Genomic DNA, 13,573 nt, shown 5'->3' on the forward strand with positions numbered 1-13,573 from the left:
GTTCAAAGGCTTTTCTCATGGTTATGTCATTTCGACGAAGGCGATTTCTCCTTCGTCGAAATGACAAATGGTATGCGTAATAGTTACTTAAAAAAGACTCTGCGACTCTGCGACTTTGTGAGATTATTTCTTCAAGCGCTTTTGCAATTGATAATCATATAACGAAGGAACTTTATCCATCGCCGTATTTAGAAACTCCATATAAGCCTCGGGTTCATATTTTACCTCAAATTTAGCGTTACCATTTACACCTATAATTCGGGCAAATGGGCCATCTTTCATGCCGTATAATAAAATGGGTTGCGTCGTTTCGATCGGATTTTCAACCTGAACATTCAGATTCCAAAATGTACTAAACGGGGCATGTGAGGGTTTCCAGTAATCGGCGCCTCCACCGCCAAACAAATAATAACTGTTATTTTTGTCCGGTCGTATATGTACCGTGATCTGATCAAATAAGTTTTGATGATTGGCTCCCGAATGCTGGTCTAAAAGGGCATCGGCAAAAATCTCACAGTTTTGATAGACATTTTTTGTAGCAAAAGTGTTGAAACTTAAAGGATGAACCGCTTTGTTGTGAATTTTAAGATTCCTGACCAATACATTATGCACACCGCCTAAAGTAACGGTGTAATGCGACAAATGAGGCCCATCGGTAACAATGTCCTGAATGGTAACATTAGCAATTTCTTCGGCCAGAATCCCGCTGTCGGCATTCGTAATAACAACATCTTTGACCCAGCTGTTGAAAAGTCGTGTTAAGAATATGGCATTGTTTCCGGGTTCTACATGATGTGCGACTCTCGGAATATCCGGAAAGGTGAAGCGCAGCTGTTCGATACCCACTTCGCTCAAATGTTTCCACTCCACCAATTGTGCCTGATAGCTTGGTTTTATGCTGATCGTAAGTGGTGTTTTGAGGGTGATTTTCGAACCTGCTATTTTAGTGATTTCAACCTGCTGCCTGACAATCGGCAGTTTTGGGAATTTCCAGTGATGAGAGCCCGATTTTACAGGAGCTCCCTGATATAAGTCTTTTATTATTTCGCCATTTTCACCGTCTTTATTGAACAGCTGCAACTCGAGTATGTCACCGACTTTGATTCCTTTTACTTCCGAAACGGTGATGATGTGCTGACCCATTGTCCCGGAATTTACCTTTGCCAAAGGGATCGAAATGGGTTCATATTTATCGAGATAAGATTTAACGCGTTCATTCGGAATCTGAGTCCAGATAAATCCACCGGACCATGCATATTGAGAGAAGGGGAGGTCGATGTTGTTTTCGGGTTCGCGTTGTCTCTTATCAAAGGTGGTTAAATATTCACGAAGTTCTGCCAAAGACTCCGGATCTTTGAAATACATCATGGGTCTCGGACAGTAAATTTCGGTTCCTTTTTCACCTGATCCCATACCGCGAAGTATAAAATTGCTTCTTTCGAGGTACAAAACGGCACTCAGAATAATTCTTCCGGCAGGCAATTGTAAAATAACATTACCCTGAACGTCATTTGCTGCCTGTATGGCTTTTAATAAGGCTTTTGAATCGTCTAATGCATCATTTGCTTTTACGCCATAATCGGTGGCATTAATGACTTTTCCGGTTGGTTCCTGAATTTGGCTTTCGCCGAAATGATATCCTGCATAACTGAAGTCAGGAAGGTAATTGTTTTTTAAATCGGTTAGTATTTTAGGAGTCTGTTGACTAAATGTAAAGCCAGACACAAAAAAACTGCAGCAAATCAGGATGGTTTGGGTATTCATGGTTGTGGTTATTTGGTTAGGTTAGTTTCTCGCAAAGTCGCGAGGGCGTAAAGTTTTCTGTTTTGTAGGATGTAGCGTTTATGTACTGGTTTTTACTAATTAAATTCTTTTTAGACATGCATAAAAAACTTTGCGTCTTTGCGTCTTTGCGAGATTATTTTATAAAGACTTCACAATCCCCATTTCTAATCCTCTCAATTCGGCTAAGCCCCTTAAGCGGCCAATAGCAGAATATCCGGGGTTTGTTTTTTTATTTAAATCGTCCAGCATTTGATGCCCGTGATCCGGACGCATGGGCAACTGGCTGTTGTTTCTTTTTTCTACTTCCAGAATCGCTTTTACAACTTCATACATGTCTACATCACCCTCCAGATGGTTGGCTTCGTAAAAGCTGCCCTCGGCATCTCTTAGGGTGCTTCTGAGATGAATAAAGTTCATTTTATCGCCATGACGTCTTACGATACCAGGCAAGTCATTGTCGGCCCTCACTCCATAAGAACCGGTGCACATCGTAAACCCATTTGATTTTGAGTCGGCAGCAGCCATCAGATCGATTAAATCTTCTTCGGTACTTACCACTCTGGGTAATCCGAGAATCGGGTAGGGAGGGTCGTCAGGATGTATGGCCATGAGAACCCCTTTGCTTTCGGCGATCGGGATAATTTGTTTTAAAAAGAAGAAAAGATTCTGTTTTAGTGTTTTTCGGTCGATTTCATTATAAGCGTTTAAAGTAATCAGAAAATCTTCTATGCTATAAGCTTCTTCGGCACCCGGAAGCCCTGCCAGGATGTTTTGCTGCAATTTTACTTTATCAGCCGCTGTCATGGCTTCAAAGTATTTTGTCGCTTTTTTAATTTGATCTGCGGAGTATTCTTTTTCAGCTCCGGGTCTTTTCAGAATAAACAGTTCAAAAGCCGCGAAGGCATTAATATCAAATCGTAATGCTTTAGAGCCATCAGCAACTTCATAGGCCAAGTCGGTTCTGGACCAGTCTAAAACAGGCATGAAATTGTAACAAATGCATTTGATGCCGCACAAAGCCAGATTTAGAATGCTTTCCTTATAGTTTTCAATGTATTGCAGGTAATTTCCACTTTGTTTTTTAATGTCTTCATGTACCGGAATACTTTCGACTACAGACCAGGTTAATCCGGATGCTCCTTTTTTGGGATCACCGTTTTCATGTTCAATTTCGACTTTTCGTTTTAAAATTTCTTCAATACTCCAAACTTCTCCGTTGGGAATATGGTGTAATGCGGTTACAATTCCGGTGGCTCCGGTTTGTTTAATATCTTGTAAAGAAACCGGGTCATTTGGGCCGAACCATCTTAACGTTTGTTCCATTCTTTAAGTGTTTTTAGTAGATTCTGTATGATTTTGAAAACCAAGCAGGAGTTTAATTTTTGTTTTAAATACTGGTAGCGGCAAATCCTCCATCAACTTTTAAAATCGTTCCTGTCACAAATTTTGACATGTCGCTGCACAAAAACAAAAGTGCTCCGTCGATGTCCTCGGGTGTTCCAAACCTTCCCATTGGAGTGTGTTCGATTATTTTTTCGCCTCTTGGAGTCAGTTTTCCTTCCGGAGTCAGTAATAGAGACCGGTTTTGCTCGCCTATAAAAAAACCGGGTGAAATAGCATTGACACGTATTCCTTCACCATATTTTGATGCCAGTTCGACTGCCATCCACTGCGTGAAATTGTCGATCGCAGCTTTTGAAGCGGAGTATCCCACGACTCTCGTTAAAGGCCGCTGTGCTGATGCCGATGAGATATTTATAATATTTCCTTCTTTCTGTCGGGCAAAAAGTTCGGAAAAGACTTGTGATGGCAACATCGTTCCAATAATGTTCAAATCGATTACTTTTTGTAAATCTTCGGACTGTAAATCGTAGATCGCCTGATCTGGTCTAATGGTAGCCCCGGGCATATTTCCTCCGGCAGCATTGATGAGAATGTCGAGACGGCCGTATTTTTCGATAATAAAATCTCTGGCTTTTTCCAGTTCCTCCTGGTTTAAAACATTCGCCTGAATGGCAAAAGCTTTTCCGCCATTGCTTTCTATGGCAGCTACGGTCGCATTGGCTTTTTCGATAGATTGGGAAACAATTCCCGTAATAACGCCCTGTTTGGCCAAAACGTTGGCAAAATTACTTCCTAGTACTCCGGCACCGCCTGTAATTAATGCAATTTTTCCCTTTAGATTAAATATTGAATCCATGTAAAGTTTTTATAATTTAGACTGTTTTTGTCTCATGACCTATTTTAAATTTTTACTTTAATCACAATTTTTTTAAGTGCTCCTTCGCCAATCATTGCTGCATGAACATCTTCGGGAAATAAAATCGCAAACTGTTTTTCCTGTAATTCAAAATACATATCCGGTTTGTCATAAAAGAAACGAACATCGCGTTCGTCATTATAATCTCCGTTTGGACTAACACATTTCTCTCGGGGTTTCCAAGCAAAAATCTCCGGACCTTTGATTGAAATCTGGATGTCAATATTTTTATCGTGACATTCAAACCCTTTTATACTTTCTTCTTTAGTGGCGCCTTCGCCCACAATTACGATTACTTTTAAGTTCTCGTCAATTTCAAAAGCACCTTCTTCAAGAGTACTGATGTCATTTTGGTTTACATAATCAAATGCTTTTTTAAAACTAGGATGCAGGCTGTAATATTTGGCTGCGTTTGGTAATGAATCTACAATCATTGTGAGTTGGTTTTTATGTTTTTTAAAGGCTTTAAGCTGTCTTGATTAACAGTTTTAGAGCAGGTTGATAATTTGCTTTTTACTTTATGTGTTTAATTGTAAAATACTGGTAGTTAGTTTGTTGAGTGCTTTTTGTGTTCTGATGTCAGTACAGGTCAAAAATTTGTTTTTTGACTGTCAGTCTAACGAAAACCAGTTGTTTTACTCTTTGTACGTTTATATTTGTTGTTGATATAAAATGGTTTAATTTGTTGTTTGTTAGTTTGTTATGTATTTTTAATAAATTGATTTAGCTTTCTTACAGCTCGAAAAAAGGCTCTTAAATCCTTTAAAAGCGAAAATCGTACTATTATTTTTACCAAATATTATGATTATTTGATCGACCTGTGTATATTTGCGTGTGCGCACACGGTATTTTACAAATGTATATAAAAAGTTAAGTAAAACAACTCGTTTTTGATAAAAAAAATAATAATTTAAAGTGATTCGTAAAATCATTTAACTTAAAAATCAGCAATATCATAACTATAAAAAAAATCGCGGAACTGGCTAACGTTTCCCCCGGAACTGTTGACAGAATTATCCATAATCGTGGGCAGGTAGCTCAGGAGAATGTAGATAAAGTAAATGCTATTATCGAGGAGTATGGCTACAAACGAAACATTCTGGCCAGTAATCTGGCGTTGAATAAAAAATTTCATTTTGCAGTATTTTTACCTCAGTATGAAAATTTAGAATACTGGAAAAGCCAGATTGAGGGTATCGAAAAGGCAGCAATAGAGTTTGGTAAATTCGGGATTGTGCTGGATTATTTCTTTTACGATTTTAATACCGCTTCTTTCAAAGAGGCTGTCAAAAAAGTACTGGATTTTGAATGCGACGGATTATTGTTTGCGCCTATTTTCTATGAAGAGTCCGTTCAATTCCTGAAAGAATATAAAAGAACCAATATTCCCGTGGTGATGATTGACTCTAATATTGATTCGGATACCCCTCATGCTTATATTGGGCAGGATGCTTTTCAGAGTGGCTATTTAGCAGGAAGACTGATTAGTTTTGCGGTAAAAAATGAAAGACAGGTTCTCATTTTTAAGATTACGAGAGAGATCGAAAGTACTTCAGTCTATTTGCAGCGCATTGCCGGATTTCATTCGTTTTTTAAAGATCAGGAGCATCTTAAGAATTTTAAATTTTCAGAAGTCACCATTAAAGATTCCGGAATTGATCAATTGAATTTGGAAATGTTTGAAGGTGTCAACAGTGTTTTTGTACCAAATTCGAGAGCCTATATCGTTGCCAGATTTTTAGAAGAAAACCATATAAAAGGCATCCGGATTATTGGTTATGATTTACTGAAAGAAAATATCGAATACCTGAACAAGGGTGTGATTGATTTTTTAATCAATCAAAGACCGGAAGAGCAGGGGTATATGGGGATTCACTATTTGTATAAAAAATTAGTTTTGCAGGAAACGGTAGAAGACATGCATTATATTCCGCTGGATGTTATTTTAAAAGAGAATTATTTTCCAGCAAACCGGAGAGGTTTTTAAAATCGATTCTGTATATTTTTTAATTAATAAACCCGACAGGTTTTTGAAATCTGTCGGGTTTGAAAAGATGTTAAACGCGTAACCAAGAATCACTTTTTTATCTTTACCAAAAGCGGGCTATTTATTTTTTTAGCAAACGAAGTTAATTAATTGTCAATAGGCTTCTAATAGTAAACCCGACAGGTTTTTGAAACCTGTCGGGTTTGAAAAAGGTTAAACGCGTAACCAAGAATCACTTTTTTATCTTTACCAAAAGCGGATTATTTATTTTTTTAGCGAACGAAGTTAAATAAGTTTCCCAGTCTTTTTTAGTCTGAAAAGGGCTTCCTTTTTTCCATCCAAAACCTGTGTAGTAAATCGCTTTGTTGTTTTTTACTTGGATATTTCCATAAAGATTACTCAGATCTTTTTTATCGGTAACATAGTAGTCAAAATTGAATAAAGTATTTTTTGGTGCTACAATTCCGGTTCCTATTTCAGAATCGTCAATAGGTTCCCAATAGCTTATCCAGCCTTCTTTAATATCGGTTCCTATTGTTCCTTTTTTGTCGTGTAGCGTTAGTCCTGCTGCCACAGATTTTGTTCCTGTAATACTAATTTCAAAGCGGGACAGGTAACTTCCGTAATCCAGACTAATGAGCTTCGATTCGGTAATTCTGTTGCCTTTTGCATCCCAATCGGCATAAGTCAGCGTAAAGCTGGTTCTGATGGGGCCGGTAGTAATGGTTTTCCAGTGAGTGAAGTTTTTAGAAAAATAGTATTTGTCATCAACTTTAACTGCAATTCCGCCTACACCGCGGCTGTCACCTACGTGAAAATTGTCTAAACCTTCGCCAGTATCTTTGTGATACGTTCCGGTTCCGTTAGTTGCTTTTTCGTACCATTTATTGATAATGGGGTAGTCAACCCTTTTGAGCCAGGCATCGATTCCACTGGTCAGCGTTCCACCAGGAATTTGATCTTCCACCATTTTTTGGGCGACCGGGCCATACGTTCTGAAAGCGACTTTGTTATTTTCCCAGGCATAATCATCTGTTCGTTCCGGAACAAATCTCGAGTAACAATTGACTGTTGTTTCTTTTGGAGGGTTTTCGGATACTGAAATTTCAAAATCTTTATGGGAGGAAGCCTTTATTTCGGGCTGAAACAACAATACATCCATTGTCCCGTCACCGTCGTTGTCGACCGCCTGAGTGGTCAAGAGTGTATTGCTGCCGATCTCTTTAATAATGCAATTTTCCAGTTTAGTTCCGGCAGGGAAACCGAGGATTTTTTGGGTCAGTTCGATCGTTTCAAATTCACGGTCCAGGGGCAGAGGGTTGGTAACCGTGATGATTTTATTTTGGGCATGAAGGGCAAAACTACTGGCCAGAATCGCAGTGAATACAAGTTGTTTTTTCAAAATTCAATTTTTTAATGTTCTGAAATGGCATTGTTTTTTGTGAATTATAAATTTACAAATGAAATTGAATTTAAAAATACGGATTAGGAGTAATAATGTACAAGTTGTTGTTGTACAGTTGTTTATTAGGTATGATGATTGGAACACATAGAAACATAGATTTCTTTGGCAGGAAAGAATGCAGAAAGAAATATATTTTTTTCACATAGCCTATTTATGTGTATTTTAAAGAAGTGAAGCGCCTTTTTTGAAGGTTAAAAAGCTATGTTTCTATGTGTTAAGTACAAATTTTATTAATCATAATTTAAAACATAATTTATCTTTCTAAACCGATTCCCACTTCCCATTTTGCTTGGCAAGATCAATGCAAAGCTGACCGTATTGGGTCATTAAACCTTCTGCGATCATTCTTTCCGCCCGGTCTTTATTGGGCTGACTCCATTTGCTTTTTTTAGGATTTCTCGGGGTAAATGTCAAATAATAACTCTCGGGATCCCTTTTTTTGCACAAACTGTCAATCCAACCAAAACACAAAGCTTCTTCAGTTGCTTCGATCAGATTTACACTTTCCGTTTTACTTTTTTTGTGGTATAAAATCAACCAGACTGATTTTTCGATCTGACTGTTTTCCTGCAACCAATCACGCCATTCTTTTCGGGTTTTGGCATAGACTGCTATTCTTCCGTCTTTTGTTTCCATAAGTTCAGCATTGAAAATGATTATAAATTTAATGAATTTTAATTGCAAAGTGCAAAGTTTTGTGGATGCTAAGTACAAGGATATGAACCGTGAAGGTTTTAGGGTTTAATTTGTAATTCAATTTGTAAACCTTTGTATCTTTGTGTTTTAGGATGTTTTCGTCTTTTGAAAACTATAAATAAGCAAGGAAAGAAGATAGCATTTGAAGTGTAAGCTATACGTATTTTTGGAAAGATCTTTTATTCAGATTTGGGAAGGATAATAAGTCAGGATTAATAACCATTCAAATAAAATATTATGATACATCAAATTGATACAACAGACAATATAGTTGCTTTTCGGGCCTTGGCAGAGCTCACAACAGAAGATTTTTTAAATGTAGTGATTCCAGCCGTGGAGCAATTAGTAAAACAAACCAACGAAATCAATTTTTTGCTGGTGCTGGATACGGATAGCGAAATTTTTTCATCGGGTATATGGCTGGAAAATGCTTTACTAGGCTTAAAACCTCTTGGAAAGTGGAATAGAGCCGCCATCATTTCAGATTCGGAAGTGGTTATTTCCTTTGCTAATGGATTTAGTTCTATCGTTCCGGGCGAATTTCAGGGTTTTAAAAGAGAATCCTTTAATAAAGCACTAAACTGGGTGGAAGGGAATATTAATTTGCATTAGAATTTCTAAGGAAAAAAAATAGCCTCGAATTCATGAACGATGGTCTGAGGATACAGTGCCATATTCATAAATTCGAGGCTAAACTATTTTTGATCAATTTTGAAATAAGTCTGCTCGTTTTCAGGATTGAAACCTGAAACAAAAAAGACCTAATGATTGTATTCGATACCGCTGCTTACGTTGCGGTCTCTTTTAGCTTTTGTAGTTTTTGATATTTGTTTGTAACAAGCTGTTGCTAATAAGGGTACGGCAAGGCTTCCCACAACGGCAGCGGTTTTATTCTGTCCTGCTTTTTTTAAAAGGGCACCAGCGATAAGTGTTCCTACACCTGCGAAAATCAAATTTTTTACAGAAAGCTTAGAGGCTGGTTTTGGGGTAATTCCGTGTAATAGAGGATCTATAAAATTTAATTTTTCCATGATTATACTAATTTATTTAATTAAACTTGTTTATTATTTATTCCGATAGTTTTCACTATCCGTTTTGTTTTTATTTCAATTGCCGTCAAAAAAGACTCCTGCAAATACTTGTTCAAAAAACAAGCGAAAATCCTGCCAGATTATAAGCGTGACCATCATTTAGCAAAATTTTATAATTATACAAGAACCATAAGGAAATTGTGACATAATGGCTAAAATAGCACGCGCAATTCTATTTTATATGACAATAACCAATGTTTTAAAATTACTGCAATTCTGCTTACTACAATTATATAGTTTTGTTTTTTTATTATACAATTTCATTCCAGTTGTTAATTTACAAAAATAACCGTTAAGTTTAATTTCTTAACGGTTATGGGATATATTTGGCAAAATTTTTAGAGTTTTTTACGATTTATGTCGGAAAAAGAAGCCTGTGAGAGCTGTCTTAAGTGTTTGTTACGATCATCGCCCTCATTCGGATTATTAGTTTTTATCGGTACTGTAGAGCACTCCGTTTTTTATAGATTTCTTATTCAACGCTCCTTTTTTAGATAAATTTTCTAAGATGTCTTTTGCTTCGGAAAGCGAAATGTCCAATAGAACAGCATATTCTTTTGGAGCAAGAGTCGGATAAATTTCAAAAAGAGATAATGGATTTTCGCTTGCAATTTTTTTCTTTTTGGCTTCAGGATACAAGGCTAACAGCGCATTTTCATAAGAAGCATAAGGTTTAGAGCCGTAAACCGTTAGCTGGTTGTTCGTTCCGTCAGAGAAAAACAGGGTAGGAAAGCCTCTTACGCCAAGGGTTCTTGCATAATTCAGGTCTTCCTGAAAAAGAAGTCTGGCATCACTTTCATAGTCTGATTTTAACTTTTTTGTATCGAGTCCGGCAAGACTGGCAGCTTCAGAAATGTTTTCCCATTTAGTGATGTTTTTCTTTTCGAGATATAATTGCTCTCTTAAAATCCGCATGAATTTTACAGCTTTGTCCTTATCCTGAATTTGTGCTGCTTTCATAGCAATACAGGAGGGATAGGAAGAATCAAGCGGATCTTCAATCCATACATTTCCGTCGATCGGCATTTCATAACGTACACTTGCGGCATCCCAGTGATGGGCCACATCTGCTGGTTTGCTTATTCCGCCGCTATTGTAGGACCAATCCGGAAGTAAACCGCCCATTCGGTAATCAATATCAATATAAGCACCGTATTCGAGTTTTAATTTTCTCAATTGAGGCTCAATTCCCCAGCAGGAAGAACAGATCGGATCTGTGTAATAAATAATTTTTACAGGTTTATTTTCTGTTGGAATGGTGTTATTTTCATTTGTTTTTTCGTTAGCGGGCATTTCGCATGTTCCGGTTTCGGGATCACATAATAGGGGATTTGTTTTGCTTGCACTCATTTTTGAATTTATTTGCGATTGACAGTTCGTACTGCAAATCAGAATTAGTAATAGCGACAGCCTTTTCATAAATAACTGTTTTAAATTTACGCTTCAATTTTAAATTTTTATAATTTTACTGTAAAGTTCGTCCATCTATAATCACAAGTCAATTAGTCTAAAAAATATGACTACACAAAATAAAGCAGAAACAGAGACCGAATGTCCTGCACAGGGGCTTCTAAAGCTACTCTCCGGCAAATGGAAACCACAGATTTTTTTGCTGGCGGTTAGCGGTCCTTTACGTTTCAACGGACTTTTAAGAGATATAAAAGGAGCGAACAAACAATCTATCGCGACAGCACTTCGTGAACTGGAAGATTTTGGAATTTTAGATAAAAAGGTAATCCAGTTAAAACCATTGCATATCGAATATAATCTATCCGAGAAAGGAGCGTCTTTAATTCCGGTTTTTAAACAACTGGAGTTTTTCTCTCAGGGATAAGGTAAGGGTTCGGGGTGATTTTAGACAACTACGCAAGCAAACGACTAAAGCCTATACATTATGAAAAAGCTAGTACTAATTTTTTTGTTGTTATTGCAAATCCCTGTAATCTCGGGGAACAAACCAAGTCAGGATTCTTCGGCTAAAAGAATTGTAGGAACCTGGTTTGCCGATGCAAACAGAAATACAAGATGGGTATTTACCGCAGACGGAAAAGTGTTTAACTACGACAAAAATACCTTCAAAGTGATGTACCGCTATACGATTTCAAATAGCTGTCAGAACAATTCAGATGATAGTGCTGAATTTTTGACCTTAATGGATAAGGACGGTGATGAGTTTTGTTTTAGATTGAATGGCGTAAATGAAAATAAAAACGGCATATTATCGATGACGAATATGAGTAATATGGAAGCGCTTTTGTTTGTTAACGATGTAAACATAACAACAGCAAAGTAGTACCGCTAAGAAAAATTTTTGCGATTAGTTTTTTCTGGGCCATTTCCACGCCAGAACTACAATTATGGCGGTAATGACACTTTCGAACAGCGCCAGAAAAACATAAAAACTTTTCCATACTGTTAGCGAGCCAATCGCAATGAGCAGCATGATTAGGGTAAAGAATATCCCAAAAAATATATGGAGCAATCTGTTTATTTTTGGCTTTAAAAAAATAGAGAACAGCACCATTAGAGGAGGCAGAGCAAGTAAAATAGCTGCAGAAAGTAGTTTCATCGGACTGTTTAATAGATTGTCACCACTTACAAGTCCGGCTGTTTTTCCGGGCAGGTACAATTCAAAATAATCACCGTACAAATAACACAACGTTACCGCTGCCCAAAGAAAGGCAAGTTTTATTCTGATATTGAGTTCGAAATCTTTTAAATTACTGGTATTCTGATTGGTATCCATTTGGTTTTGTTTTTTGGTATGACGGAATTTTCAGTATTTTGTTACAATTTACAGCTTTGTAAATTTGACCAAAAGAAAATTTTGCTGTAATCATTAAACTTTTATTAACAAAAAGTAAATTTTCATTGGTTTATATTTGTAAGGCAAAAATGTAAATAGCACTAACGAATATGAAAACCAACGTCTTAAGAATTCTTGTTTTATTTGCTTTCTCCGTAAGTGGTTACAGTCAAAACGTGAAGCTGTTAAATATAGATCAGCTAAACGAAAGAATTAAGAATGGAAAAGACAGTACTTATGTCGTTAATTTCTGGGCTACCTGGTGTGCACCCTGCATTAAAGAGCTACCTCATTTTGAGAAGTTAAAAGCCGATTATAAGTCAGATAAATTAGCCGTTTTATTGGTAAGTGTCGATTTTAAATCGAAATTAAAGTCGGCTGTAGTTCCGTTTGTTAAAAGAAAAGCCCTGAAAAATGAAGTGTTCCTGTTAAACGAGAGTAGTCCGCAGGAATATATTGACCGCATTGATCCGAACTGGTCGGGAAGTATTCCGGCAACATTATTCATTAAAGAGGATAAAAGAAAATTTATAGAATCTGAATTTACCTATGACCAATTATTAACTGAATATAAAAAACTGTAAATTATGAATAAGTTTATTATCACTGTAACTTTGTTTTTGTTTAGTCTTTTGCTTTCTCAGGCTCAGACGACAACACTTAAAGCCGGGGAGACTGCTCCGGATTTCAAATTAAAGAATGTAGACGGAAAAGAAGTTTCTTTTGCCAGTTTTCCAAAAGCCAAAGGATACATCGTTGTCTTTACCTGTAATACGTGCCCTTATGCGGTGGCGTATGAGCAAAGAATAATTGAATTGGATAAAAAGTTCAAAGCACAGGGTTATCCTGTAATTGCAATTAACCCGAATGATCCGGAAGCTTCTAAAGCGGATACTTTTGAGAAAATGCAGGAGCTTGCGAAGGATAAAAAGTACCCATTCCCTTATTTGTTTGATGACGGACAAAAAATTACCGACCAGTACGGTGCAAAGCGCACGCCGCATCTTTTTATTGTTTCTAAAACCGCCAAAGGAAATGTGGTAGAGTATGTGGGAGCAATCGATAACGATCCGGAAGGAACGAAAACAGAAAAAACAAAATATGCCGAAGATGTAATTGCAGCATTAAAAAGCAATCAGAAGCCGGCAATCACGCAAACCAAAGAAATTGGCTGTACCGTAAAAAGAAAAGTGAAAGCTTAATTTTTAAGCAACTATCGTAAAAGAGAAGGGGCTGTCCGAAAAGTATGAACTTCCTCTTATTATGTTATTGTTTAAAATCTCTACTTTAGTTCGACGCGGATAAAACAGATTTACTTCGTAAAAACGCGAATAAAAACAGATTTTTTCCTCATTTAAAAGTTTTTTTAATTTTTAGAATCCTTTTTTATCAGTGTCTTCGCGATAGCGAATCTGTCAAATCAGCGTTGAATTAAGACGTATAATTTTTGACGACCAAATAAACTACTTTTGGATTATAATTC

General features: G+C 36.9%; 15 protein-coding genes. 6 read left to right on the plus strand and 9 right to left on the minus strand.

All coding sequences use genetic code 11. The features are described 5' to 3' along the window. Nucleotides 1-123 precede the first annotated feature (123 nt). The 4 genes from ACN1CN_RS19190 to ACN1CN_RS19205 form a co-directional block, all read right to left on the minus strand. Entirely contained in the window at nucleotides 124-1,764 is a 1,641-nt protein-coding gene (locus ACN1CN_RS19190) for a hypothetical protein (RefSeq protein WP_419136857.1), read from the minus strand. Nucleotides 1,765-1,923: 159 nt separating this feature from the next. Beyond that, a complete protein-coding gene (uxuA, locus tag ACN1CN_RS19195; RefSeq protein WP_419136859.1) occupies nucleotides 1,924-3,108 on the minus strand; it encodes a mannonate dehydratase in 1,185 nt (394 codons plus the stop codon). Between the two features lie 64 nt (nucleotides 3,109-3,172). After that, complete coding sequence (locus tag ACN1CN_RS19200; protein ID WP_419136861.1) at nucleotides 3,173-3,985, minus strand: SDR family oxidoreductase; 813 nt, start codon at nucleotides 3,983-3,985, stop codon at nucleotides 3,173-3,175. A gap of 44 nt (nucleotides 3,986-4,029) precedes the next feature. Continuing rightward, complete coding sequence (locus ACN1CN_RS19205; RefSeq protein WP_419136863.1) at nucleotides 4,030-4,479, minus strand: YhcH/YjgK/YiaL family protein; 450 nt, start codon at nucleotides 4,477-4,479, stop codon at nucleotides 4,030-4,032. Nucleotides 4,480-5,060: 581 nt separating this feature from the next. Here ACN1CN_RS19205 and ACN1CN_RS19210 point away from each other — a divergent pair. Then, a complete protein-coding gene (locus ACN1CN_RS19210) occupies nucleotides 5,061-6,032 on the plus strand; it encodes a LacI family DNA-binding transcriptional regulator (protein WP_419136935.1) in 972 nt (323 codons plus the stop codon). Nucleotides 6,033-6,264: 232 nt separating this feature from the next. On the opposite strand, the gene ACN1CN_RS19215 is transcribed toward ACN1CN_RS19210, so the two are convergent. Both ACN1CN_RS19215 and ACN1CN_RS19220 read right to left on the minus strand, forming a co-directional pair. Next, nucleotides 6,265-7,434: a DUF4861 family protein gene (locus tag ACN1CN_RS19215; protein WP_419136865.1), complete on the minus strand. Its 1,170-nt coding sequence runs from the start codon at nucleotides 7,432-7,434 to the stop codon at nucleotides 6,265-6,267. A 324-nt stretch (nucleotides 7,435-7,758) separates the two neighbouring features. Next, nucleotides 7,759-8,133 (minus strand): YdeI/OmpD-associated family protein, encoded by a 375-nt coding sequence (locus ACN1CN_RS19220; RefSeq protein ID WP_264524301.1) that lies wholly within the window; start codon nucleotides 8,131-8,133, stop codon nucleotides 7,759-7,761. Nucleotides 8,134-8,430: 297 nt separating this feature from the next. Here ACN1CN_RS19220 and ACN1CN_RS19225 point away from each other — a divergent pair, with 297 nt between their 5' ends. Then, nucleotides 8,431-8,805 (plus strand): STAS/SEC14 domain-containing protein, encoded by a 375-nt coding sequence (locus ACN1CN_RS19225; protein WP_419136866.1) that lies wholly within the window; start codon nucleotides 8,431-8,433, stop codon nucleotides 8,803-8,805. Nucleotides 8,806-8,954: 149 nt separating this feature from the next. Here ACN1CN_RS19225 and ACN1CN_RS19230 read toward each other — a convergent pair whose 3' ends face one another. Together ACN1CN_RS19230 and ACN1CN_RS19235 are read right to left on the minus strand one after the other, a co-directional pair. Next, nucleotides 8,955-9,224 (minus strand): PrgI family protein, encoded by a 270-nt coding sequence (locus ACN1CN_RS19230; RefSeq protein WP_264524299.1) that lies wholly within the window; start codon nucleotides 9,222-9,224, stop codon nucleotides 8,955-8,957. Between the two features lie 486 nt (nucleotides 9,225-9,710). Further along, entirely contained in the window at nucleotides 9,711-10,634 is a 924-nt protein-coding gene (locus ACN1CN_RS19235; RefSeq protein ID WP_419136868.1) for a DsbA family protein, read from the minus strand. A 166-nt stretch (nucleotides 10,635-10,800) separates the two neighbouring features. On the opposite strand from ACN1CN_RS19235, the gene ACN1CN_RS19240 reads away from it, so the two are divergent. After that, nucleotides 10,801-11,118, plus strand: coding sequence for a winged helix-turn-helix transcriptional regulator (locus ACN1CN_RS19240; protein ID WP_264524297.1), 318 nt, complete (start codon nucleotides 10,801-10,803; stop codon nucleotides 11,116-11,118). A gap of 60 nt (nucleotides 11,119-11,178) precedes the next feature. After that, entirely contained in the window at nucleotides 11,179-11,577 is a 399-nt protein-coding gene (locus tag ACN1CN_RS19245; RefSeq protein WP_419136870.1) for a hypothetical protein, read from the plus strand. A gap of 24 nt (nucleotides 11,578-11,601) precedes the next feature. On the opposite strand, the gene ACN1CN_RS19250 is transcribed toward ACN1CN_RS19245, so the two are convergent. Next, nucleotides 11,602-12,030, minus strand: coding sequence for a DUF6326 family protein (locus ACN1CN_RS19250; protein ID WP_419136872.1), 429 nt, complete (start codon nucleotides 12,028-12,030; stop codon nucleotides 11,602-11,604). 170 nt (nucleotides 12,031-12,200) lie between these two features. Between ACN1CN_RS19250 and ACN1CN_RS19255 the strand changes: the two genes are divergently transcribed. Continuing rightward, a complete protein-coding gene (locus ACN1CN_RS19255; RefSeq protein ID WP_419136874.1) occupies nucleotides 12,201-12,674 on the plus strand; it encodes a TlpA family protein disulfide reductase in 474 nt (157 codons plus the stop codon). 3 nt (nucleotides 12,675-12,677) lie between these two features. Then, the gene (locus tag ACN1CN_RS19260; protein ID WP_264524293.1) at nucleotides 12,678-13,292 is read left to right on the plus strand and encodes a thioredoxin family protein; all 615 of its coding nucleotides are present in this window, start codon (nucleotides 12,678-12,680) and stop codon (nucleotides 13,290-13,292) included. Nucleotides 13,293-13,573: the final 281 nt, after the last annotated feature.

The organism is Flavobacterium sp. T12S277, assembly GCF_048514875.1.
In the GTDB taxonomy this organism is placed as follows: Bacteria; Bacteroidota; Bacteroidia; order Flavobacteriales; family Flavobacteriaceae; genus Flavobacterium.

Excerpts from the sequence above, each read along its gene's own strand:
- ACN1CN_RS19190 (WP_419136857.1), bottom strand. The coding sequence starts at position 1,764 with ATGAATACCCAAACCATCCTGATTTGCTGCAGTTTTTTTGTGTCTGGC.
- uxuA (WP_419136859.1), bottom strand. The coding sequence starts at position 3,108 with ATGGAACAAACGTTAAGATGGTTCGGCCCAAATGACCCGGTTTCTTTA.
- ACN1CN_RS19200 (WP_419136861.1), bottom strand. The coding sequence starts at position 3,985 with ATGGATTCAATATTTAATCTAAAGGGAAAAATTGCATTAATTACAGGC.
- ACN1CN_RS19205 (WP_419136863.1), bottom strand. The coding sequence starts at position 4,479 with ATGATTGTAGATTCATTACCAAACGCAGCCAAATATTACAGCCTGCAT.
- ACN1CN_RS19220 (WP_264524301.1), bottom strand. The coding sequence starts at position 8,133 with ATGGAAACAAAAGACGGAAGAATAGCAGTCTATGCCAAAACCCGAAAA.
- ACN1CN_RS19225 (WP_419136866.1), top strand. The coding sequence starts at position 8,431 with ATGATACATCAAATTGATACAACAGACAATATAGTTGCTTTTCGGGCC.
- ACN1CN_RS19230 (WP_264524299.1), bottom strand. The coding sequence starts at position 9,224 with ATGGAAAAATTAAATTTTATAGATCCTCTATTACACGGAATTACCCCA.
- ACN1CN_RS19235 (WP_419136868.1), bottom strand. The coding sequence starts at position 10,634 with ATGAGTGCAAGCAAAACAAATCCCCTATTATGTGATCCCGAAACCGGA.
- ACN1CN_RS19240 (WP_264524297.1), top strand. The coding sequence starts at position 10,801 with ATGACTACACAAAATAAAGCAGAAACAGAGACCGAATGTCCTGCACAG.
- ACN1CN_RS19245 (WP_419136870.1), top strand. The coding sequence starts at position 11,179 with ATGAAAAAGCTAGTACTAATTTTTTTGTTGTTATTGCAAATCCCTGTA.
- ACN1CN_RS19250 (WP_419136872.1), bottom strand. The coding sequence starts at position 12,030 with ATGGATACCAATCAGAATACCAGTAATTTAAAAGATTTCGAACTCAAT.
- ACN1CN_RS19255 (WP_419136874.1), top strand. The coding sequence starts at position 12,201 with ATGAAAACCAACGTCTTAAGAATTCTTGTTTTATTTGCTTTCTCCGTA.
- ACN1CN_RS19260 (WP_264524293.1), top strand. The coding sequence starts at position 12,678 with ATGAATAAGTTTATTATCACTGTAACTTTGTTTTTGTTTAGTCTTTTG.